This window comes from Lysinibacillus sp. FSL K6-0102 (assembly GCF_038003545.1).
Classification (GTDB): domain Bacteria; phylum Bacillota; class Bacilli; order Bacillales_A; family Planococcaceae; genus Lysinibacillus; species Lysinibacillus capsici.
In genome coordinates this window covers 4,029,847-4,051,250 of the sequence record NZ_JBBOPH010000001.1, presented here as the reverse complement: position 1 = coordinate 4,051,250, position 21,404 = coordinate 4,029,847, and the positions used below count along the sequence as shown (strand labels likewise).

General features: G+C 36.5%; 22 protein-coding genes. 14 read left to right on the top strand and 8 right to left on the bottom strand.

The features are described 5' to 3' along the window. Window positions 1-52: 52 nt before the first annotated feature. Window positions 53-478 (bottom strand): disulfide formation protein C, encoded by a 426-nt coding sequence (locus NYE73_RS20575; protein WP_259949889.1) that lies wholly within the window; start codon window positions 476-478, stop codon window positions 53-55. Between the two features lie 188 nt (window positions 479-666). Between NYE73_RS20575 and NYE73_RS20570 the strand changes: the two genes are divergently transcribed. Both NYE73_RS20570 and NYE73_RS20565 read left to right on the top strand, forming a co-directional pair. Then, window positions 667-1,782 (top strand): GAF domain-containing sensor histidine kinase, encoded by a 1,116-nt coding sequence (locus NYE73_RS20570; RefSeq protein WP_054548662.1) that lies wholly within the window; start codon window positions 667-669, stop codon window positions 1,780-1,782. 12 nt (window positions 1,783-1,794) lie between these two features. Next, window positions 1,795-2,442 (top strand): response regulator, encoded by a 648-nt coding sequence (locus NYE73_RS20565; RefSeq protein WP_054548661.1) that lies wholly within the window; start codon window positions 1,795-1,797, stop codon window positions 2,440-2,442. A gap of 48 nt (window positions 2,443-2,490) precedes the next feature. Here NYE73_RS20565 and NYE73_RS20560 read toward each other — a convergent pair whose 3' ends face one another. Continuing rightward, complete coding sequence (locus tag NYE73_RS20560; protein ID WP_103118812.1) at window positions 2,491-3,612, bottom strand: response regulator; 1,122 nt, start codon at window positions 3,610-3,612, stop codon at window positions 2,491-2,493. A 555-nt stretch (window positions 3,613-4,167) separates the two neighbouring features. Between NYE73_RS20560 and NYE73_RS20555 the strand changes: the two genes are divergently transcribed. Together NYE73_RS20555 and NYE73_RS20550 are read left to right on the top strand one after the other, a co-directional pair. After that, a complete protein-coding gene (locus NYE73_RS20555; protein WP_054548659.1) occupies window positions 4,168-5,094 on the top strand; it encodes a helix-turn-helix transcriptional regulator in 927 nt (308 codons plus the stop codon). Between the two features lie 65 nt (window positions 5,095-5,159). Beyond that, window positions 5,160-5,897: an effector binding domain-containing protein gene (locus NYE73_RS20550; protein ID WP_054548658.1), complete on the top strand. Its 738-nt coding sequence runs from the start codon at window positions 5,160-5,162 to the stop codon at window positions 5,895-5,897. 17 nt (window positions 5,898-5,914) lie between these two features. On the opposite strand, the gene NYE73_RS20545 is transcribed toward NYE73_RS20550, so the two are convergent. The 4 genes from NYE73_RS20545 to NYE73_RS20530 form a co-directional block, all read right to left on the bottom strand. After that, window positions 5,915-6,817, bottom strand: coding sequence for a cation diffusion facilitator family transporter (locus tag NYE73_RS20545; RefSeq protein WP_048391796.1), 903 nt, complete (start codon window positions 6,815-6,817; stop codon window positions 5,915-5,917). A gap of 191 nt (window positions 6,818-7,008) precedes the next feature. Then, on the bottom strand, window positions 7,009-8,328 hold the full coding sequence (locus tag NYE73_RS20540; RefSeq protein WP_004230815.1) for a hemolysin family protein: 1,320 nt from the start codon (window positions 8,326-8,328) through the stop codon (window positions 7,009-7,011). Window positions 8,329-8,756: 428 nt separating this feature from the next. Further along, a complete protein-coding gene (locus tag NYE73_RS20535; protein WP_259949882.1) occupies window positions 8,757-9,173 on the bottom strand; it encodes a hypothetical protein in 417 nt (138 codons plus the stop codon). Between the two features lie 171 nt (window positions 9,174-9,344). Further along, on the bottom strand, window positions 9,345-9,548 hold the full coding sequence (locus NYE73_RS20530) for a YheE family protein (protein ID WP_048391848.1): 204 nt from the start codon (window positions 9,546-9,548) through the stop codon (window positions 9,345-9,347). Window positions 9,549-9,756: 208 nt separating this feature from the next. Between NYE73_RS20530 and NYE73_RS20525 the strand changes: the two genes are divergently transcribed. The 4 genes from NYE73_RS20525 (at window position 9,757) to NYE73_RS20510 (ending at window position 13,097) form a co-directional block, all read left to right on the top strand. Next, window positions 9,757-10,899 (top strand): DUF445 domain-containing protein, encoded by a 1,143-nt coding sequence (locus NYE73_RS20525; protein ID WP_259949881.1) that lies wholly within the window; start codon window positions 9,757-9,759, stop codon window positions 10,897-10,899. Window positions 10,900-10,914: 15 nt separating this feature from the next. Further along, window positions 10,915-11,262 carry a YlbF family regulator gene (locus NYE73_RS20520; protein ID WP_004230811.1) on the top strand — a complete coding sequence of 116 codons (348 nt, stop codon included), beginning with the start codon at window positions 10,915-10,917 and terminating at the stop codon, window positions 11,260-11,262. 141 nt (window positions 11,263-11,403) lie between these two features. Next, complete coding sequence (locus NYE73_RS20515; RefSeq protein WP_048391789.1) at window positions 11,404-12,066, top strand: ribonuclease H family protein; 663 nt, start codon at window positions 11,404-11,406, stop codon at window positions 12,064-12,066. Between the two features lie 119 nt (window positions 12,067-12,185). Continuing rightward, the gene (locus tag NYE73_RS20510) at window positions 12,186-13,097 is read left to right on the top strand and encodes a copper amine oxidase N-terminal domain-containing protein (protein ID WP_259949880.1); all 912 of its coding nucleotides are present in this window, start codon (window positions 12,186-12,188) and stop codon (window positions 13,095-13,097) included. A 50-nt stretch (window positions 13,098-13,147) separates the two neighbouring features. On the opposite strand, the gene NYE73_RS20505 is transcribed toward NYE73_RS20510, so the two are convergent. Next, complete coding sequence (locus tag NYE73_RS20505) at window positions 13,148-13,546, bottom strand: hypothetical protein (protein WP_054548655.1); 399 nt, start codon at window positions 13,544-13,546, stop codon at window positions 13,148-13,150. A gap of 165 nt (window positions 13,547-13,711) precedes the next feature. Here NYE73_RS20505 and NYE73_RS20500 point away from each other — a divergent pair, with 165 nt between their 5' ends. Continuing rightward, window positions 13,712-15,217 (top strand): coproporphyrinogen III oxidase, encoded by a 1,506-nt coding sequence (locus tag NYE73_RS20500; RefSeq protein ID WP_259949878.1) that lies wholly within the window; start codon window positions 13,712-13,714, stop codon window positions 15,215-15,217. A gap of 22 nt (window positions 15,218-15,239) precedes the next feature. Here NYE73_RS20500 and NYE73_RS20495 read toward each other — a convergent pair whose 3' ends face one another. After that, window positions 15,240-16,337 carry a CdaR family transcriptional regulator gene (locus tag NYE73_RS20495; protein ID WP_054548653.1) on the bottom strand — a complete coding sequence of 366 codons (1,098 nt, stop codon included), beginning with the start codon at window positions 16,335-16,337 and terminating at the stop codon, window positions 15,240-15,242. 165 nt (window positions 16,338-16,502) lie between these two features. On the opposite strand from NYE73_RS20495, the gene NYE73_RS20490 reads away from it, so the two are divergent. From NYE73_RS20490 to NYE73_RS20470, 5 genes are all read left to right on the top strand, one after another. Continuing rightward, a complete protein-coding gene (locus tag NYE73_RS20490; protein WP_103118804.1) occupies window positions 16,503-17,642 on the top strand; it encodes a glycerate kinase in 1,140 nt (379 codons plus the stop codon). Then, complete coding sequence (locus NYE73_RS20485) at window positions 17,643-18,989, top strand: GntP family permease (protein ID WP_259949875.1); 1,347 nt, start codon at window positions 17,643-17,645, stop codon at window positions 18,987-18,989. Between the two features lie 69 nt (window positions 18,990-19,058). Continuing rightward, window positions 19,059-20,246, top strand: coding sequence for an MBL fold metallo-hydrolase (locus NYE73_RS20480; protein WP_259949872.1), 1,188 nt, complete (start codon window positions 19,059-19,061; stop codon window positions 20,244-20,246). Beyond that, entirely contained in the window at window positions 20,233-20,481 is a 249-nt protein-coding gene (locus NYE73_RS20475; protein ID WP_048391776.1) for a DUF3006 domain-containing protein, read from the top strand. The genes NYE73_RS20480 and NYE73_RS20475 overlap by 14 nt, the downstream gene beginning before the upstream one ends. Window positions 20,482-20,613: 132 nt before the next feature. Continuing rightward, the gene (locus NYE73_RS20470) at window positions 20,614-21,402 is read left to right on the top strand and encodes an HAD family hydrolase (RefSeq protein ID WP_048391774.1); all 789 of its coding nucleotides are present in this window, start codon (window positions 20,614-20,616) and stop codon (window positions 21,400-21,402) included. The last annotated feature ends 2 nt before the right edge of the window (window positions 21,403-21,404 follow it).

Sequence of the window (21,404 nt, the reverse complement as noted above, 5' to 3'; positions counted from 1 at the left end):
ATCTTCCTCCGTAGAAAAAACCGTATTCCAAAGGTAGAACACGGTCTTCCGATTATTTTGCAGCTTTAGAAGCTTTGATTAAATAAAAGCTTGCCTCTGCGATTAAAATAAATGCAGTTAATGCTAAAAACGGAATAGTAATAAAGCCTAACCAATTAATATATTGTCCTGTACAAGAAACTGCGCCACAGGAGGGGGCATTTTCAGCTAAAAAGCTAAGCTTTTGAATTCCGTAATGGTAAAGTGAAATACAGCCGCCAACCACAGAAAATACAGCTGTTGTGACAGCAATACGTGCATTTTTTTGTATAAATGCTACTGTCGTCATTATAACAATTGGGTACATAAAAATACGTTGAATCCAACATAATTTACAAGGTTCATAATGACGAATCTCAGAAAAATATAACGAACCTAGTGTTGCTATAGCAGAAACAATCCAAATAAATAATAAGCCATTTTCTTCTTTTTTAGACATATTCAATCTTCCCTTCATAAAACCATGTCCTTGTTCGATTATAGTGGTTCTAGTTTTATATGTAAATCAACTTACACAAAATAAGGTATGTGATGAATTTCAGTCTAAAGTATGAACGGTGGAAGCAGACGCTTTCAATAGCTTAATGGTATCATTAACAATAGTAATGCTAAAGAAGAGGTGTTTTCGTGAGGGAGAATGAGCATTCCAATATCAGTATTTTAAAAGAGATTGCTGAACTATTAAATGAAGAAACTGAAATTGTCACAATGCTAAAAGGTGCGCTCATCAAATTTTTAAATGGCACCAATTTTGAAACAGGCTGGATTTTTTTTATTGATGCAAAGGGGCGTTCAGAACTAGTTGTCCATGAAAATCTACCAGAGGCATTGGAATATAACAATTGCCATTATTTAAAAAAGGGCGGTTGTTGGTGTGTATCGCGTTATCGTAATGAAGAGCTAAAAAAAGCCTCCAATATTATCGAGTGTCAGCGTATTGAAAGTGCCATAGCTGCAAATGTTGGGGATCATGAAGGAATCACGCATCATGCGACAGTACCTCTTCAATCTGGACAAGAACGTTTTGGCGTATTAAATGTTGCATCTAAGGATACAGTACGCTTTTCAGAGGAGGAGCTTGCTTTATTAGAATCAGTTGCCTTTCAGATGGGTTCAGCTATTAAGCGAATTTTACTGACAAAGCAGGAGCAGGAAATGGCGCTTGTGAAGGAACGTAATCGCCTAGCTCGTGATTTACACGATTCAGTTAATCAACTACTATTCTCGGTTACGTTAACAGCTAGGGCTGGCATTGAAATGACGGATGATTGCGAAGTGAAAGAAACATTTAAAGAGATTCAGCATTTAACACAAGATGCACTTACAGAGATGCGTGCGTTAATTTGGCAATTGCGACCTAAAGGATTGGAAAATGGTTTACTTGAGGCCATGAAAGTATACGCTGAAATGCTTGGCTTAAAACTACATGTTACGGTTTCAGGCGTATTGCAATTTCCCTCACGTATTGAAGAAACATTATTTCGCGTAGCCCAAGAGGCGTTAAATAATGTACGTCGCCATGCAGGTGTACTAGAGGCAGCATTGTATATTACTGTTACATCAACAGATATTTTGTTGGTTATTCGTGATGAGGGACGGGGCTTTGTCATTGACAACAATACAAAGTTGCTTTCAATGGGCTTACAATCTATCAAGGATCGTGCAAAATCAGTTGGTGGAACTGCCGACTGGGTAAGTGAAATTGGCAAAGGTACGGAGCTGCTAATCCGCTTGCCATATTAAGGGGGAGAGGACATGATACGTGTATTAATTGCAGACGATCATCACGTGGTGCGTAGAGGACTACTGTTTTTCTTAAAGACACAAAAGGATATTGAGGTTGTTGGAGAGGCCAAAAATGGGCACGAAGCTGTTGCATTAGCAGAAAGCATTCAACCAGATATTATCTTAATGGATTTAGTCATGCCTGAAATGGATGGCATCCAGGCGACTAAACGCATCAAAGCGAAGTTTCCACAAATAGAAATTTTAATGCTTACTAGCTTTTCTGATCGAGATCATGTGGTTCCAGCAATGGAGGCAGGAGCGGCAGGCTATCAGTTAAAAGATATTGAGCCAGATGAATTGGTCTTATCCATTCGTCGTATTATGCGTGGTGAAAACACTCTACATCCTGAAGCAACGTCAACGCTTGAAATGGATCGCCAGGAGTCTCAGAATGCACCCCATTTATTAAATCCGCTGACACCTCGTGAGCAGGATGTGCTAGCAGAGCTTACAAAAGGAAAGAGTAATCGGGAAATTGCATCCTCACTATTTGTCACAGAAAAGACGGTGAAAACCCATATTTCGAATATTTTTACAAAGCTACAGGTACAAGACCGTACACAGGCAGCACTGTATGCTGTTAAGCACGGGCTAACTGAAGGTAGTGGGATATAAATAAACGGCGAGCTTCTACTCACTTAGAAGCACTCGCCGTTTTTTACATTATTTATGTTGAACAAATAATTTTTTAGATATCTCTAATAATGTAGAGCTAGGTGTTAGTGCTAAATCTTCCTCTAGTCTTTGCGTATATGTTTGGAAAATTTTGAGTGCCTGTTCATGAAGCCCTGCCTGTATTAACGTATATAAATAGTGCTCAAGTTTTTGTTCATTATAGGGATCATACTCTATTAATGCATGTAAAAATTCCATAGCTCTTTCAGTATCTGAAAAGACCGTTGTTTGAAACCCTTTTTCTAATAGCTCTATGTATGATTTCATTAATTTATCTTTATAGGCAGTTGACCATTCATAATCATCAAAAACAAATAAGCCATTCTTATAAATAGAAAGACATTGATTAATCAAAGAAATAGAAGGAAATTCAAGTCTTGAAAAATCCTCATGAAGTTTTTGAAAATCGTATAAATCACATACGATATTTGGCTTTTCGAAGATATAGTATTTATTTGAAAAGACAATACAGTTTTCGTAGCCAATTGTATTTAGAGTTTTCCTTAAATAAGATAGAGCTGTATGAAGATTTGATTTGGCTCGTACATAATCTAAATCTGGCCATAGAATTTCAATTAAATAATCTCGATGAATCGGTATATTTGGATGCAAAATAAAATAAGCAAACAATTCTTTTGTCTTTTCTGTTTTAAATGCCACTAAACTATTGTTACTATAGACGGCAAATTGATCGAAGCATTGTACATTTAAGACAGTTTGTGTAGCCTGTTGAAGCATTTGCTGAATGGAAAATTCATGCTCAATACGGGCTACAGTTTTTTCTAAACGGGCATGACTGATAGGCTTTAATACATAGTCGAGACTGCCAATTTCATAGGCTTGTAATGCAAATTCATGATAGGCGGTAATGAAAATTACACTGACTTGTGGGCGTTCCGTTTTGATAATATCAGCAACTTCAAGTCCTGATAATTCCTGAAGTTTTACTTCTAAAAAGATAGCCTCAAATTCCATAGTTGGTAGTTCATTCAGAAATACTTCTACGCTTGTAAAGGTTTGCATCACCTGTATTTGTTGAAAGGCATGTAGTTTATTTTGAAAATAGTGTAAAGCTAACGGTTCATTGTCTATTAAAACGGCTCGAATCACATCAAACTCTCCTTTATACAATTAAATTAAAAACATTAAACTCTAGTTCATTTTGGGTGAAAAGGCTTCCTATATATAGTGAAGGGCAAGAAAAGTGAAAATCACTCAACTTTTCTATTAAAAATTTGATGCCAGAAAAAAGCAATTTATGGTGTAGTTCTTTCACGGGTGAGAGTCAATGAATCCCGATGTGTTTGTCGCATCGCGTCAAATCCATTCAAAGAAAATTTCGCCGTTCATTATATAGAAGATAAAAGTTTTTTAGTTTGTGTTAAGAGAATTGAAATAATTGCTTAGGCGTTAAAATCAAACTATTCTTATACAAAAATGAAACAACATAGTATTGTTAATGAAAGTTGCATATGGGCATAAGCCTTGTTTTTTCTTTTATTGTTAAAATAGTATAATTGTTGTAACAATAATTAGGCGTTATTATAGTACATTTGTCTTAAAAAATACTCAAAAAGTACTTAAAAAATACTTAAAAAGATAGGTTATTAATTAAAATAGAAGTATATATAGGAATAATGGGATGGCAAGAAAGGAGATTTTACCATGAAATTAGAAAGACTTCTAACCATGACGATGATATTAATCAACCGTAAAAAGGTTAAGGCACAGGAATTAGCAGAGTTATTTAATGTTTCGATTCGTACCATTTATCGAGATATTGAAACATTGAGCTGTGCTGGTGTACCTGTTATTAGTCAGCAAGGTGTAAATGGTGGCATTAGTTTAATCGATGGTTATCGTGTTGATAGGCAAGTGTTGACGAAGGATGAGCTCACATCACTTTCTATTGCGATTAAAAGTGCTTTGACTACCTATGAAGATTCCCACGCTGAAGCCGTGCTCGAGAAAATAACGAGTATTGCTGATGATCATGTAAAACAATCGATGGACCATCTATTTGTTGATCTTAGTCCATGGGGACCAAACGCTCTCTTTAAAGAGCTTATTACGACGCTCAAGACAGCTATAGAGAATAATCGTTGCATAAGCTTTCATTATTCTACTACTTATGGTGAACAAACAAGCCGAATAGTCGAACCACATACAATTGTTCAAAAAGGGAAGATATGGTATTTGTATGGCTATTGTACATTAAGAAAGGACTTTCGTTTATTTAAGCTTGCGAGAATGAAACATTTGCTTCAAGCTGATTCTACCTTTGAGCGTAAGGAAGTGAATTTAAGTGAACTCCCTTGGGGTAAAGAATGGCATCGACCACAAAACGTAGTCGATTTAGTCATTTCTTTTGATAAAGACATTACAACATTAGTGGAGGAATCCTTTGGTGCAGAACATATAGACAATGAACAATCCATGATTCATATATCTATACCCGAAGATGAATGGCTTTATGGTTTCTTGTTAAGCTTTGGGCATCGCATTAAAATTATGGAACCACTTTATATAAGAGATATTATTCAAAAACGAGCTTTAGAAATTGTTCAATTATATAAAAATCTAAATAATTGATGACAGACAGTTGTCAGGTTTCCTTTGCTATAGTAAGTACAAATAAAGCGAAAGGTGGAATGACGATGCAAAGCTATTGTCAAAGCTGCGGTATGCCTTTAGTAGAAGAGGCATTATTGGGTACTGAAAAAGAAGGGGAAAAAAGTCAGGATTATTGTACATATTGTTACGAGGGGGGGGAGTTTAAACAACCCCAGTTAACAGTAGACGAAATGATTGAAATTTGTGTACCGCATCTTATGGAAGGTGGTATGCCAGAAAATGAAGCACGTAATATGCTGACTTCCTTTTTGCCAAATTTAAAGCGATGGAGAAAATGTGAGTGGCGAGAACCAAAAGTAGTTGAATTAAACTCATTTAACATCGTGGGTATTTCAACTCAAACAAGTAATGCCAATGAAATAACAGAGCAAGCTAAAATTCCGCAATTATGGGATCACTTTTATCAGCAAAATATTACGGACCAAATAGCCGAGCGAAAAAATGGTCATGTCTATGGTTTGTATTCAGACTATGAGACGGATGTGAATGGTAATTATACTCTTACACTAGGTGTAGAAGTAAATAATGATGACATTCAAGCTAATTTAGTAGTAAAAAAGATTCCAGCAGCTAAGTATCTAGTTTTTACATCTGATAAAGGCATGATGCCTGAAGTTGTCATTCAAACTTGGCAAGAGATTTGGGCATGGTTTGCAAATTCTAAAGTTGAACGAACATATACAGGCGACTTTGAACTGTATGATGAACGATGCGCTAATCCACATGAATCACAAGTGGATATTTATATAGCTATTAAATAAGAAAAGTCTCCTACCAATCAATTGGTAGGAGACTTTTCTTCGTTTTGCGGAGGAATGATATGTGGCTCAATATGCACAAGAACCTGACAAAAGCGATTTTCACGCATAATGGTATGTTCGATTTCTTCGGTTATGCGATGACTTTCAAAGACATTTAAATAAGGATCTACTGTGACAGTTACGTCGATGAAATACATATTGCCATGGGCACGTCCTTTAAAGTCTAAAAGCTCCATTACCCCGTCCACGTTACGGATTAAGACCGATAACGTTTCAACTTCATCAATATCAAATGCATCTGTAAGACTTTGAACAGCTTCCCAAAAAATTTCTACTGCTGTTTTAATAATTAAAAGGGCAACAATGAGAGCTGTAAGTGAATCAATGATCGGAAAGCCGAAAATGGCTCCAAAAATACCAATGGCTGTACCGATGCTGACAAGTGCATCAGAGCGATTGTCAAAGGCAGCAGCTTTAACAGCGGCACTTTTTATTTTTTTAGATAGTGCTAAATTATAGCGGTAAACCACATACATGACAACTGCACTACCTATTGCTACATAGGCTGTTAACAGTGAAGGTGTTGTACCAGTGGGCTCCCACAAGCTTTTTAGGGAACTAACTAATACTTGGAGACCGACAACAAGCATAATGAACGATGCGACTAAAGAGGCAACAGTCTCAGCTCGTAAATGTCCGTATTGGTGGTTGGAATCAGGTGGTCTTTGGGCAATGCGTAAACCAACCAGTACCGCGATGGAAGCAATGATATCAGTTGTGTTATTTAAACCATCTGCTTTTAGGGCCTCAGATGTACCAATGTAGCCTATTGTAAGCTTAGCAGAGCTTAGGATTAGATATGTACCAATGGATAGCCATGCACCTTTTTCCCCTTGACGTAAATTTGTATAGAGCTCCATTTTGTTTCCTCCTCGCAAAACTTTCGGACATTAGAAAACGACCCCCTTTTAAAAAGGGAGTCGTTTCATCTATTTATTACGGTCGTTGCTCCCACCTATATAAGGTGTGAAGAAAAGATCATATTTATAGCCTAGATTATACAAGCGTGCTTCTAATAGTACCACGACAAGTATGGCAAATCAATTCAATTTTAGTCAATGACTGCGTCATATTCATTTGATAAATCACTGTTAGGTAATTTCAGAACTTCTAAGTATAAAATATGGTGACCATCTAATTCTTTTGCGATAAATTCAAAACCTTGCTCTTCAATACTGTCACCTTCGACTGCATCAAAACGCTTCGTCATGAACCAACCACCGATAGTATCAATATCATCATCTTCTATGTCAGTACCAAGCATATCATTTACATTTTCAAGAAGCATCTTAGCATCTAAAATAAAATGATTTTCTGCAATTTCTTGTACTTCCGGGATTTCGTCTTCATCAAATTCATCTTGAATATCGCCGACAATTTCCTCAATAATATCTTCAATCGTCACTAAACCAGATGTTCCGCCATATTCATCCATTAAAATGGCCATATGAATACGTTCACGTTGAATTTTTAGTAATAGATCGTTAATTTGCGTTGTTTCCATCACTCGAATAATAGGTTGCATATAATCAATGACTGGCTTATCACCATTTTTAGGATCTTTAATGTAAGCGGTTAATAAATGCTTCATGTTAACTAATCCAATAATATGATCTTTATCTCCATCCAGAATTGGATAACGAGTATATTGCTCAACACCCATTAAATCAAACACTTCTTTAATTGTTAGCTCTTTTTCTATGCCGACAATTTCAGTTCGAGGAACCATAATTTCTTTTGCAAGACGATCAGAGAACTCGAAAATACTGTTAACATATTCATATTCTGAGTTATTAATTTCTCCACCTTTTAAACTATCCGACAAAATCATACGCAGCTCTTCCTCTGTATGAGCAACTTCTGATTCTGACATCATTTTTAAGCCGAAAAGACCTGTTAAACCACGGGCAGAGCCATTTAATAGCTTAATGATGGGATACGTAATATTGTGGAAGATAATTAATGGGCCAGAAAAGTTTAATGTGACAAATTCTGCTTTTTGGATGGCTAATGTTTTTGGCGCCAATTCCCCAATAACAACATGCATAAACGTAACGATTGAGAATGCAAGTATGAATGAAAGGATAGATGTAATACTACCATTCAAATTTAGAAATTCAAACACTGGGTGTAAAATGATTTCAAATGTAGGTTCACCTAACCAACCTAAACCAAGTGCAGTGATGGTAATACCTAACTGGCATGCAGATAAGTACTCATCTAAATCTGAAACAACACGTTTTGCATTTTTCGCTTTTTTATGCCCTTCCGCGAGCAATTGATCAATGCGGGTAGATCTCACTTTTACGATTGCAAATTCAGTTGCAACGAAAAATCCAGTCATTATAATTAGTAGGGCGAATGCCGCCAACCTAATGGTTATCTCCAATATGTCTCCGTCCAAATAATTCCTTTGTTCCCGCCCGAATGAGGGAAGTAAACAAAGTGTACACCTCCTATGATTTAAAAAATTGTTGGATGTTTCAATCATAAATTATTTAAAAGAAAAACACAAATATTGACAACAACTTTTTCACTTGTTTTTCATGGATCTTTTGAAAAAATGCAACTAGATTCAAATACCAAAAGATTGTAATTACCATGGCTATATGCTAACTTTAGAAAGATCAAAGATAGTTTGTTTAGGGAAAGAAGCATTTTGCATCTCATATAATACGACACGTCAAAAATCTCAAGAGTGCTTTAGCTTGCGGATTTTTTTAAATGAATTATTTTTTATAGAAAGGGGGGAGTCTCAATCATCATTTGAGACTCCCCCTTTCTAAATGTTTGACCTATTTATTCTTGCTGGAAGCGTAATTTTAAACACGCTTTTTCAACATCATGAACCGTTTCCTTTAAAGGTATTTCACCTGTAAACGGAGCGATAGATACAGGTGCTTTTTCCGTTATGCCTTGCTGTGTTAAAACATAGTTCTTGTTATTATACGTTAAATAGAACGTTTTAATCGATTTCTTGCCGAAAGAGCTAGTAGAAAAATCAAAGAAGCCCTTTAGTTGACTGCAATACTCATTGTAAAAGTCGCTTTTATAGCCAGAAAGTTCCTCGAATTTCTTACTATTAACAGCACCCGCTTCATCCACTAATTCGAATATTTTAGCGGAAAATTCTGAAAAAAATTCTTTTACTTTTACACGAATTAACGCTTTTGAATTATAGCTATTTAAGTCATCCGAAAGTGTGACTTTACTCATTGAAATGGCCCCCTGCATAAAAAACATTTACTATTAAGCTGATATCATAAATGTATAAGAAAAATATACAAATTTCAACAGGATTCAACATAATTAGCTTAAATGGCGTGCTATTAATAGTAAATATAGGTATTTTTATACGGGATCACAACGAAAAATTGACTATCAAATTCAATCGTATACATGAAACAGCATAAGTTCATGTATCATTTTTTTAACAACCTCCTCGTCTGATGGAATGGCTCCTATCCACTCAATTGTACCGTCCTTTAAATATTCCGCTTGGTATCGTTCTCGTTGATAAAAAAATGAAATAGACCACCCAGGTAGTTGCGTGTTTTCAAATAGTGGTTTAAAACTGAAATGTTGAATCATCATCAAACCTCGCTTCTTATAGTATGTAGTCATATTATTCAAGTATAAAGGTATTTTTGCAACTATTCACTTTTCATAGAAGTAAATAGGATGAGATTGAAATTCTAAAGGGGTATTTCTTTCGTTGAAAATCATTGCTCTGCTATAATGAGTGCAGAAGGCGACAAAATACGCCAATCTTGAATACAATTGAAATGAGAGGATACTGATGGATAATTTTATAGTGACATTACTTTTTATGGCTATCATTGGGGCTGCAATTGGGGGCGTTACAAATCACTTAGCCATTAAAATGCTTTTTCGTCCATATAAAGCGATATATATTAAAAATTGGCGTGTACCGTTTACACCAGGCCTTATACCCAAACGACGTGATGAATTAGCTAAACAGCTGGGTCTTACAGTAGTTAATTATTTACTAACGCCTGAAACATTTAGAAAAAAGTTTTTCTCTAAGGATATTCAAGACAAAGTAGAACACTTTGTGCAAACAAAAGTTGAAGAAACAATCTTTACAAACGACAAAACAATTCAGGATTGGCTAAACTTAGCTGGGTTTGCTCATCTACCTACTACTATTGAACAGAAGGTTGAAGCAATTGTTGAGGGACAATTTTCGTCGGTAAAGAATACACTATCAACAAAATCAATTCGTACGCTGCTATCAGATGATATCCAAAATACAATTGATGCTAAAATTCCAGTAGCAGTTCAGCACATTTTAGAAAAAGGCGAGGATTATTTTTTATCACCAGAAGGTGAAATGACGATAAAGGCAATGATTGATGACTTTTTATCATCAAAAGGGTCTCTAGGCGGCATGATCAATATGTTCTTAGGTGATTCCTCTTCATTAGTTGGGAAAGTTCAACGTGAGCTTGTGAAGTTTTTACAAGCACCAGGAACAACAACATTACTAACAAAAATATTTTCACAGGAATGGGAAAAACTTAAAGATCGACCAGCTATGGACTTTTTGCAAGATGTTCAATTTGAACCCATTTTATCGAAATTACAAGTGTACGTGAAAGAACAATTAGCAATCTCTGAACGTTTAAATCAACCGATTTCTTATTATTGGTCAGAAGGAAATGACTGGGCGAAGTATACCGTGATTCCACAAGCTATAGAAAAAGCTTTTGTGAAGGCAGAGGAAAAACTTGAGGATGTACTAAAACGTTTAAACTTACAAGAGGTTGTGCGAGAGCAGGTTGACTCATTCCCAGTAGAGAAATTAGAGGAGCTTGTATTAGGTATTTCAAAACGTGAGTTTAAAATGATTACTGTATTAGGTGCAGTGCTTGGTGGATTGATTGGGATTGTGCAAGGCTTGATTGTTTACTTTATTTAAAAGGAGATTGTATGAATGATTAATATTTATAATGACATTAATGCGCTAGAAGCAACTTTCCGTAAGATTCCAGAATTTGAAGCGTTAAAAGCTGCTGTTGAAGTTGTTAAAAATGATGAAGAGGCATTAAATGTCTTTAAAAACTTCCGTAAAATCCAAATCGAATTACAGAAAAAGCAATTAGCTGGTGAGGATATTTTGGAGGATGAGCTTGTCTATGCACAAAAAGCGGCACAGCTTGCACAGCAAAATGAAAAAATTTCAACGATGCTTGAGGCAGAAATGAAGGTAAGTAAAGTAATCGAAGAAGTAAATCGCATTTTAATAAAACCTATCCAAGGTTTATATGAAGGAATTCAATAATAGGTGATAATCGCAATTTAAAAAGGAATAATTTTTCTAGGAATTGCACATATAACAAGTGAGAGGAAAACGTGTATCCGCTATTGGTCGGTACACGTTTTTGCTTTATGTACCAGTTAAAGAGTATGGGAGGTTATGAATATGCATGTCATCATTGAATGGACCTATAAAACACCAAAAGGAGCAACAACAGTTTTACGTTCAGCTGAAATGCCTGCAGCTCAAGCACTTTTACTTGCAGAGGATATGGAAAGAACGGGAAGGGTAAAATCGCTACATTGTATGGATCGGCAAGATACAAATTGGTCACTTAAAGAGCTAAAAGCATATTTAAAGGAAATTGATACAGAGCCTCATAATATTACGCTCTATTTTGATGGAGGTTTTGATCGTGGGACAAGGCAAGCAGGACTAGGCTGCGCCATTTATTACGAACAAAATGGTAAACCTTTACGATTGAGAAGGAATGCCTTTTCGTCTGAATTGAAATCAAATAACGAGGCAGAGTATGCAGCGCTTTATTTAGCCTTAGTAGAACTAGAACTTTTAAATGTCCACCATTTGCCTGTGCGTATTATAGGAGATTCACAAGTGGTCATCAATCAACTGAATGGGGAATGGCCAGCATTGGAAAAAGAACTAGCAAGCTGGGCAGATAAAATTGATGCTAAGCTGGAGCAACTTCACATTCAAGCCGAATACCAGCTTGTTTCACGTAAGGATAATTCGGAAGCAGATCGCCTTGCTACTCAAGCTTTAAATGGCATCGATATTACTGGTTTGAGCGAGATTGTTAAAGAATAGGAATAAGAGGTGGCAGTAGATACTGCCACCTCTTTCTCATAAAATCCTCGGTTTGCACTGAAACTTTTTCCATTTTAAAACTACTACTACTATGAATCCAAACAATAAGGAGAGATTTTATGAACATGAAAAAAATAGCACCTGCAGCTATGTCTGCATTATTATTTGGAAGTGCCCTTGTACCGGTAGCTTCAGCAAATGAGCAGCAATCTACAGAAGCGGAGGTTCCACAAATACAAATTGATCCCGTACACATTTTTAATGATACTCGTGGTACTGTGGAAGATGTTCGTATTGAGGAAAATATTACATATTACACAGTAAAAGAAGGCGAGCAAACAAATGTATTAGAAATTACTAAAGATACTCTCGTGTTCGACAATACTGGGAAGAACGTGGAGCTACAAAAGGGTGATAAAGTATTAGCTTATACCTTTGCTAACAAACCGCAAAAATATATTTATCCACCACAATTCAATCCAGAGGTTGTCATCGTTGAAACAGAAGAAGTTGGTTTTGTAGAAGTGGATTATTTCTTTGAAGATTTAACTAATACGTATGATATTTTAAAATTAAATATTGGGAAAGAAACAGAGCTATTCAATGAAAAAGGTGAAAAGGTGGACGCTAAAGATTTAGCAGAGAAGCATCTGATTGTTTTCTATACGGCCTCTACTAAAAGTATCCCAGCTCAAACAACACCATCTAAAGTAATTGTACTGGACGATGATTCCTCAACTACTAAGAATCCAATAAATGAAGAAATTGATAATATTATCGCATCAGATTCTTATGAAGTAGCTGGTACAAAAATGGTGCCATTACGTGTGATCGCTGAAAAGCTTGGCTTCAAAGTGGATTCTACAGGCAAGGGGGCAATCCTTTCAAAAGGGAATATGTCTTACACAATTACTCGCGGTGAAAAAACATTTGGCTATAATAAGGCATTACGTACACTAACAGTCGCACCGACTTTAAAAAATACAAAGACATATGTACCTGTTGAATTTGTGGATGAATATTTAAAATAATTAAGAAAATAGTATGCCAACAATGCTTGGCATACTATTTTTATTTGTGGTTACTCAGCCATTGCTAGAGCGTAATGGTTCTTTGAGGAAATAAAGGCTGGATACTTTTTCGCAAATTGTTGGAGACATTGTTTAAAGGATATTGTACTCATGAAGTTTTTAGCTAATACCATTTCATCTGAATACAATAAAAATTGCTGAAAATGCTGTTGAATAAATACCCTTGTCTTTTCATAATGCTTGTTAATTGAAATAGCGCCATAGATTTCTTGTTGATCAATAATATAAATAAAATCACAAAGTACTTTATGTGTGCCGTAATTAAGTTTTACCGTGACATATAATGTTTTTTCGTCACAGCGCTCTAAATCAAAATGGTGGAATGCTACTTCTACTTGATGAATAAAGCTCGAAACAGATGTATAATTGTCATTTTTTAAAATAAACATTCTCGACACCACCTTTTCTGAAAATTATAATGACAAAAAAATAGTTTGTCTATATTTAAACTGAATATTCTGTTATTTTATAGATTCTAATTGTTATTTTGCTTATAGTCATAGAAATTTGTTAAACTTAAATCTGCAATATATAAAAGAAGAGAGCGAAACGAAATGAAAATTATTCATATAGATCAAAAATATCCTGAAGATTGGATTCGCGTATTAAATCATATTGCGAATTTATTTTTTGAGGATTCCAAGCTGAAGGTTGAACCAATGGGAGCAGATATGTCTGCTACATTTGACTATCAGACTGGAGACGATTTTTCCATTTCTACAAAAGCAAACTTGATTGTAGATGGTAAGCAATACACGAATGAGTACAGTATTCAATATGAGTCCCCGGCAACAGATCGTGAGCTAAATATTCGCATAAAACGTGCATTGTCACATGTATTTTTAGATGTTCTTGAACAGCATACTGGAGTGCATCAGCAATGGGGGATTTTAACGGGTGTACGCCCAACAAAGCTGTATCATAAATTTAGAAAAGAAGGTAAAAGTGAGCAAGAAATTGCTGATCTATTAATTCGAGATTTCCGCTTATCAAAGGAAAAAGTTGGACTATTAAAGGAAATTGTGGACCGACAACTAGTGACCATTCCTGATCTTGATGCCATTGGACAAGAAATCAGTGTTTATATTGGTATTCCATTCTGCCCTACCAAATGTGCATATTGCACTTTCCCAGCCTATGCGATTGGTAGTAATCGTAAGCAAGGGCGTGTTACGACTTTTTTAGATGGCTTGCATATTGAATTGCGCGAAATGGGCAAATGGCTGAAGGACAATGATATGAAAATCACCTCCATTTATTGGGGTGGTGGTACACCGACTTCAATTGAGGCCGATGAAATGGATGCCTTATATCAAACGATGTATGAATCATTCCCTAACCCTGAAACAATTCGAGAGGTGACAGTTGAAGCAGGAAGACCTGATACCATCACACCAGAAAAATTAGAAGTACTAAAAAAATGGGGTATTGATCGTATTAGTGTAAATCCACAATCTTATACTGATGAAACATTAAAAGCAATTGGTCGTCATCACACAGTCCAGGAAACCATTGATAAGTTTTGGCTTGCAAGAGAATCAGGTATGAACAATATCAATATGGATCTTATAATTGGGCTACCGAATGAAGGGATTGAAGAATTCCAACATTCATTAGAGGAATCGGCAAAAATGCAGCCAGAGTCTTTAACTGTTCATACGCTATCATTTAAACGTGCTTCAGAGATGACGCGTAATAAGGATAAATACAAAGTAGCCGACCGTGATACGGTAGCTGAAATGATGGAAATGGCACGAATTTGGACAAAAGAAAATGATTATGTTCCATACTATTTATATCGTCAGAAAAATATTTTAGGTAATTTAGAAAATGTCGGCTATAGTAAAGCGGGAGAAGAAAGTATTTATAATATCGTTATTATGGAAGAAGTGCAGACAATCTTAGGAATTGGCTGTGGGGCATCCTCAAAATTTGTTCATCCCGAAACAGGGAGAATTACACAATTCCATAATCCGAAAGATCCTGCTGCCTATATCATGACCTTTGAAGAGGCTATTGGGAAGAAAATAGAATTTTTAAATGAATTATATAAGGCTTAATGATGAAGGCAATCTGATCTGTTCAGATTGCCTTCATTGTTTGTAGTGTTCGTAATGTACAGGCCATTTTTAGCAGAACAGCATCCTCAAAGTATTGCGGATCATAGCCTGTTAATTCCCTTATTTTATTTAAACGATAAGTAAGTGTATGTCGATGAATATTCAATTGCTGAGCACAATGCTTTAGCTGTAAATTACAATCAAAAAACGATTGTAATGTTTCCAATTGTTTAGCGTCTAAATTTTTGAGTACACGACGGTAAAATGCTTGTACCTCCTCCGATTCACGAGGTTTAAAAAGGGAATATAACTCGACATCTTCAAAAAAAGTCAATTCATTATTGATTGCAGCAAATTTTAGAGCTGTTTTGGCACCTTGGTAGCTATAGGGAAGCTGAGATAAATGTTGAACCACAGGCCCTACACCAATTTGAAGGGAGGGAAGTTTCTGCTTCTGCTTACGCAGTGCTTTTATAATAGGACGGCAATTTTGCTCCATACAACTTGTTAGTAGGATATAGTATTCCTGTAATTGGCTATGACCAGCAAGAATAGGCTGTTTGTAAAATAGATCCTCAAAAAAGAAGGGTATTGTATTTTCTGCGTAGGATGCTTCATTTAAGCTCACTAAAATCACCTGAAAAGGGCCAGAAAGAGCAAATGGTAATTTCTGAATCCGTTCAGTTAAGGTTCCGTCTAGCTTACTTCCATGAACGAGTGCTTCAAATATGTAATCGTTATTCTTTCGTTGCCATTCGCTTTTAGATTCAACAATCGCTTGATGGGCCATAATCTCTGTTGTGAGTTGAACGAGATTAGCAATTTCAAGCATATCCTCTGAATCTCCTGTAATACCTATAACACCTACAACCTCATCTTGGTACATAATTGGCATATTGATGCCTGGTTTTGTGTTTGGATAAAGTGCTATATTTTCCTCATTTATAATTAGAGTCTCTTTTGTCTGTGCTACGTATAGTGCACCTTCATGAATATTTTCCACCCTCATTTTATCCCCAGAAGCTAAAATGACTCCACTTGGGCTGATAACATTAATATTGTGACGCAAGCGCAACATCGTTTGATGGACGATGTCTTCTGCTAACTTTTTTGTCAACATGTTTATACACCTCGCATAAAAAACAGCCTGTTATATGACAGATAAATTGTACACCTATTATAATGTTTTCTGAATTTATTGTCATTATAATAAATTGTAAGCGCTTAACTTAGGGATATGAAAATTTACGTAAATGTCAATGGACGACATAAGTGGAGGTATATCATGAAAGTTATCATTAGTCCAGATTCCTACAAGGGTACTCTGTCAGCAGTTGAAGTAGCAAAGGCAATGCAAAAAGGAATCTTAGATGTGGATCATTCAATTGAAACAATTATACTACCAGTGGCAGATGGTGGTGAAGGTACACTGCACTCACTTATTGCCTCTACAGATGGCCGATATTGCTCAGCAACTGTGCTTGATCCATTGGGAAGAGCTATCCAGGCTCAATATGGTGTACTGGGCGATCAAGTAACCTGTGTAATAGAGATGGCTCAAGCATCTGGTATTATGCTGTTACAAGAAAGTGAGAAAAATCCTGAACTTGCTACATCTTATGGCACAGGACAATTAATTAAAGCCGCACTTGATCAAGGTTTTAGAAAATTTATTATTGGCATTGGTGGGAGTGCTACAAATGATGCGGGTACTGGTATGTTACAAGCATTAGGTGTGCGGTTATTATCAGCGGAAGGGGTGGAACTTGAGGCTGGTGTTTCTAACCTTATGCAATTAGATGTCATAGATATGAGTCTACTAGACACTAGATTAGCAGAATCAACATTTACGATTGCCTGTGATGTGGATAATCCGCTTATTGGTGAACGAGGAGCCACTGCCATCTTTGGTCCACAAAAGGGTGTTCAAAAACACCAGGTCGCTGAATTTGATCGTTGTTTAAAGCATTTTGCAGATATTGTTGAAGCTCAATTTGCTATACGATTACATGACTATAAAGGTGCTGGAGCCGCTGGGGGAATGGGGGGCGCATTAATCGCTTTTTTAAAAGGAACCTTCCATGCAGGAATTGACCTTGTGCTGGACGCTGTACAACTTCAGGCTCATTTAGCAGAAGCACAGTTAGTGATAACGGGTGAAGGAAAATCTGATCTTCAAACATTACATGGTAAGGCACCATTAGGTGTAGCAAAAGCTGCAAAGCAAGCGAATGTAGAGGCGATGCTGCTGTCTGGAGGAATTGATACCAAGGCAAATGCAGCATTACAAGCGTATTTTACAGTTGTTGAGTCATTGGTAGATGAGGAGATTGATGTGCAGCAGGCAATGCAAGAACCTGCACACTTTATTCGGTTAAAAACTAAAAGAATGATAGAGCGTTACTTACAAAAGGGGGATGTCTAGATGTTGTTCATTATTATATTAATAGGGGTATTATTTGTTGTCTTAGGAACAGCTAAGTTAAAGCTTCATCCGTTTTTAGCTTTATTAATTAGTGCTTTCTTCGTTGGAATTGCTTCAGGTATGCCATTATTGACAGTAGTGGAAAGCATTAATACTGGATTTGGAGGCTTAATGACAAGTATTGGTTTAGTCATTATTGCTGGTACTATTATAGGCTTAATATTAGAAAAATCAGGTGCTGCTTATCGAATGGCAGAAGTAGTGTTAAGAATTGTAGGACCTAAACGTCCACAATTAGCGATGTCTTTAATTGGCTATATCGTATCCATACCAGTATTTTGTGATTCTGGCTTTATTATTTTATCCAGCTTGCAAAAATCATTAGCAAAGCGAGCCAATGTTACGATTGCATCTATGGCAGTAGCTTTAGCAACTGGCTTATTTGCGACGCATGTATTAGTACCACCAACTCCAGGGCCTATTGCAGCAGCAGGAAATATTGGCGCAGCTGATTATTTAGGAACAGTCATTGTCATTGGTTTACTAGTCGCGATACCAGCAACATTCGTAGGTTATCTATGGTCAGTAAAAGTGGCGACAAAAATTCGCGTTCCTGAAGATGAGGTAGAGGCATTAGATTATGAGGAAGTCATTAAATCCTTTGGTAAAATGCCCTCAACATTTAAAGCATTTTTACCAATCGTTCTGCCGATTGTGTTAATTGGTTTGGGTTCTATAGCAGCATTAGTTGGTGATACGGAATCGACTTTCAATACCATCTTTAAATTCTTAGGTTCTCCAACAGTGGCCTTATTTTTAGGTGTAGCAGCAGCCTTTTTATTATTACCTGAAGTCAATGAAACGACATTAACAGGTTGGATTGGCGAAAGTCTAAAAGAAGCAGCACCAATTTTACTTATAACAGGGGCTGGTGGTTCGTTTGGAACTGTTATAAAAAATGCTGGTGTTGGAGAAATGCTTCAAGAAATGGATTTAGGTATGTTTGCCTCAGGTACATTATTCCTTCTTGTGCCGTTTATAGTAGCAGCAGCGTTGAAAACGGCTCAAGGTTCTTCCACAACAGCTCTTGTGATTACATCTACTTTAGTAGCCCCAATGCTTGTGACATTGGGGATTGATGGAGCGGTACCATTAGCATTAGTGGTGATGGCAATAGGTGCAGGAGCAATGACAGTTAGCCATGTGAATGATAGCTTCTTTTGGGTGATTACGCAGTATAGTGGTATGGAAGTAACACAAGCCTATAAAGCCCAAACGGTGGCCACATTACTCCAAGGGCTTGTGACTATTATTATTACGATGATTTTATGGTGGATATTTGTTTAAAGTAAAAGGAGAGCAGCCCATGGCTAGCTCTCTTTTTGTATAATAGGAGAATAGAAAGGAAGTTAGTAGATGAAAAAAATAATAGTATTACTCCTTTGTATTTTTTTATTAGCCGGCTGTACCGAGGCAGTCAAGACAGAGAAAATTCCTGTAACAGCTGGTCATGAAATGCAGGTTCATTTTATTGATGTAGGACAGGGGGATTCTATACTGATCGAATCACCAAGTGGTAAAACGATGCTTATAGATGGGGGAGTGAAGGGCGCAGGGCAACAGATTGTCTCTTATTTAAAAGAACTTGGGATAGATAAGCTTGATATTGTAGTAGCAACACACCCAGATGCTGATCATATTGGAGGGCTTATTCCTGTATTAGATAACATGACGATTGAGCAATTTTATGATTCGGGAAAAGTACATACATCGCAAACCTTTGAAGAGATGCTGACACGTATCGATGAAAAAAATATTCCTTATCATGTGCCAAAAATCGGTGATGATATCGAATTTGATAAGAATGTAAATGTGAAAGTTTTAAATGCCAATGATCAGGCTACAGACAATAACGATGCCTCCATTGTTTTAAAAATGACTTATGGGAATGTCTCTTTTTTATTGACAGGAGATGCGGGAGTGGCATTAGAAAAGGAAATGTTGCAGTATGATGTGAAAGCAACAGTTTTAAAAGCTGGACATCATGGCTCTAACACAAGTAGCTCAGAGGAGTTCATTCAGGCTGTAAAACCAGAGGTCACGATATTAAGTTATGGAGAGGATAATAAGTATGGACATCCACATGCAGAAATTGTGGACCGTTTGCAGGCTATTGGTAGTAAAATATATGCCACCGCGGATTTAGGAACGATTACGGTGTCCACAGATGGGGTAAACTATACGGTGAACGGTAAGGAAACTTCTAGTGTAGAAACTGGTAATATACTATCTAAAGAAGAACCGACAACAGCTATTGAAATCGTTAGTAAGGATCTAGTTACTGAAATTGTAGGAATTAAAAATAGTGGACAACACGCAGTATCTTTAAAAGATTGGCAGCTTATTTCAATTGAAGGGCATCAAGTTTATAATTTCCCTAATCTTTCTTTACAGCCAGGGAAAACGATTTATATTACTAGTGGGACCAATGCACGGGAAGGGCAAAATTATTTGAAATGGACAACTAAACAAATTTGGTTAAATGCTGGAGATGCTGCGCAATTACGGAATGAGAAAGGGGAACTTGTAAGTGAGCTTGAGTAAATACACATTGGACCGTATTGAAGATGGCTATGCGGTTTTCTTAAAGTTTCCAGCAGAAGAGGAACAACTCATTATTTCACAGTCAGCCATGAACAAGCCTGTGCAAGTAGGTGATCGTGTTCAGATAGAAGAAAAAGATGGTATTTACCATATTGAAATTTTAAAAGAAGAAACACAACAAAAAAGAGCAGACCTTCAGAGTTTAATGAATCGTTTACGAAATAAAAATAATTAATACATGACAAGCTGTGAAGATTTGACGTACAGCTTGTTTTTAGATACATGAATTGTACTTAAATTGTTATCCTAAATATTTTGAAAATATGCTAAAATAGTAGTATTAATCGGGAGCTAGGAGCGGACAAAAATGTCGATAAATACAATTATTTTTGATTTAGATGATACACTACTATGGGATAAAAAATCAGTCAAAACTGCATTTGAAAAAACATGTGACTATGCAGCAACAGTACATAATGTGAATCCTACTGAGCTAGAGGAAGCTGTTCGCCGAGAGGCACGTGCTTTATATGAGGGTTATGAAACATATGATTATACGGTATTAATTGGTATCAATCCATTTGAAGGACTTTGGGGAACGTTTGACGACTCGACGGACTCCTTCCAAAAAATGAAGGAAATTGTTCCTAGCTATCGTGCAGCGGCTTGGACAAAAGGGTTAGCTGCTCTTGGTATTGAAGATACAGCGTTTGGAGAGGAGCTAGGAGAGCGCTTTGTAGCCGAGCGTAAAGTAGCGCCATTTTTATACGAAGATACTTTTGCAGTGTTAGATGAATTAAAAGGAAAATATCAGCTTGTATTGCTTACAAATGGCGCACCAAGTTTGCAAAATTTAAAGCTAGAAATCACACCAGAAATTGCCCCATATTTTGATCATATTATTATTTCAGGTGACTTTGGTAAAGGTAAGCCGGACGCATCTATTTTTGAGTTTGTGATGGAGAAAGCAGGTATTACAGCGGACGAGGCAATTATGGTTGGCGACAATCTTAATACTGATATTTTAGGATCATCTCGTGTGGGAATGCGCAATGTATGGATTAATCGTGAAAGCAATATCGCCAACGGGGCTGTGACACCTACCTATGAGGTGGATTCTTTGACAGCGTTGTTGGAGCTTGTAAATAAGCTATAGTA

Excerpts from the sequence above, each read along its gene's own strand:
- NYE73_RS20575 (WP_259949889.1), bottom strand. The coding sequence starts at position 478 with ATGTCTAAAAAAGAAGAAAATGGCTTATTATTTATTTGGATTGTTTCT.
- NYE73_RS20565 (WP_054548661.1), top strand. The coding sequence starts at position 1,795 with ATGATACGTGTATTAATTGCAGACGATCATCACGTGGTGCGTAGAGGA.
- NYE73_RS20555 (WP_054548659.1), top strand. The coding sequence starts at position 4,168 with ATGAAATTAGAAAGACTTCTAACCATGACGATGATATTAATCAACCGT.
- NYE73_RS20550 (WP_054548658.1), top strand. The coding sequence starts at position 5,160 with ATGCAAAGCTATTGTCAAAGCTGCGGTATGCCTTTAGTAGAAGAGGCA.
- NYE73_RS20545 (WP_048391796.1), bottom strand. The coding sequence starts at position 6,817 with ATGGAGCTCTATACAAATTTACGTCAAGGGGAAAAAGGTGCATGGCTA.
- NYE73_RS20535 (WP_259949882.1), bottom strand. The coding sequence starts at position 9,173 with ATGAGTAAAGTCACACTTTCGGATGACTTAAATAGCTATAATTCAAAA.
- NYE73_RS20530 (WP_048391848.1), bottom strand. The coding sequence starts at position 9,548 with ATGATTCAACATTTCAGTTTTAAACCACTATTTGAAAACACGCAACTA.
- NYE73_RS20525 (WP_259949881.1), top strand. The coding sequence starts at position 9,757 with ATGGATAATTTTATAGTGACATTACTTTTTATGGCTATCATTGGGGCT.
- NYE73_RS20520 (WP_004230811.1), top strand. The coding sequence starts at position 10,915 with ATGATTAATATTTATAATGACATTAATGCGCTAGAAGCAACTTTCCGT.
- NYE73_RS20515 (WP_048391789.1), top strand. The coding sequence starts at position 11,404 with ATGCATGTCATCATTGAATGGACCTATAAAACACCAAAAGGAGCAACA.
- NYE73_RS20510 (WP_259949880.1), top strand. The coding sequence starts at position 12,186 with ATGAACATGAAAAAAATAGCACCTGCAGCTATGTCTGCATTATTATTT.
- NYE73_RS20505 (WP_054548655.1), bottom strand. The coding sequence starts at position 13,546 with ATGTTTATTTTAAAAAATGACAATTATACATCTGTTTCGAGCTTTATT.
- NYE73_RS20500 (WP_259949878.1), top strand. The coding sequence starts at position 13,712 with ATGAAAATTATTCATATAGATCAAAAATATCCTGAAGATTGGATTCGC.
- NYE73_RS20495 (WP_054548653.1), bottom strand. The coding sequence starts at position 16,337 with ATGTTGACAAAAAAGTTAGCAGAAGACATCGTCCATCAAACGATGTTG.
- NYE73_RS20490 (WP_103118804.1), top strand. The coding sequence starts at position 16,503 with ATGAAAGTTATCATTAGTCCAGATTCCTACAAGGGTACTCTGTCAGCA.
- NYE73_RS20485 (WP_259949875.1), top strand. The coding sequence starts at position 17,643 with ATGTTGTTCATTATTATATTAATAGGGGTATTATTTGTTGTCTTAGGA.
- NYE73_RS20480 (WP_259949872.1), top strand. The coding sequence starts at position 19,059 with ATGAAAAAAATAATAGTATTACTCCTTTGTATTTTTTTATTAGCCGGC.
- NYE73_RS20470 (WP_048391774.1), top strand. The coding sequence starts at position 20,614 with ATGTCGATAAATACAATTATTTTTGATTTAGATGATACACTACTATGG.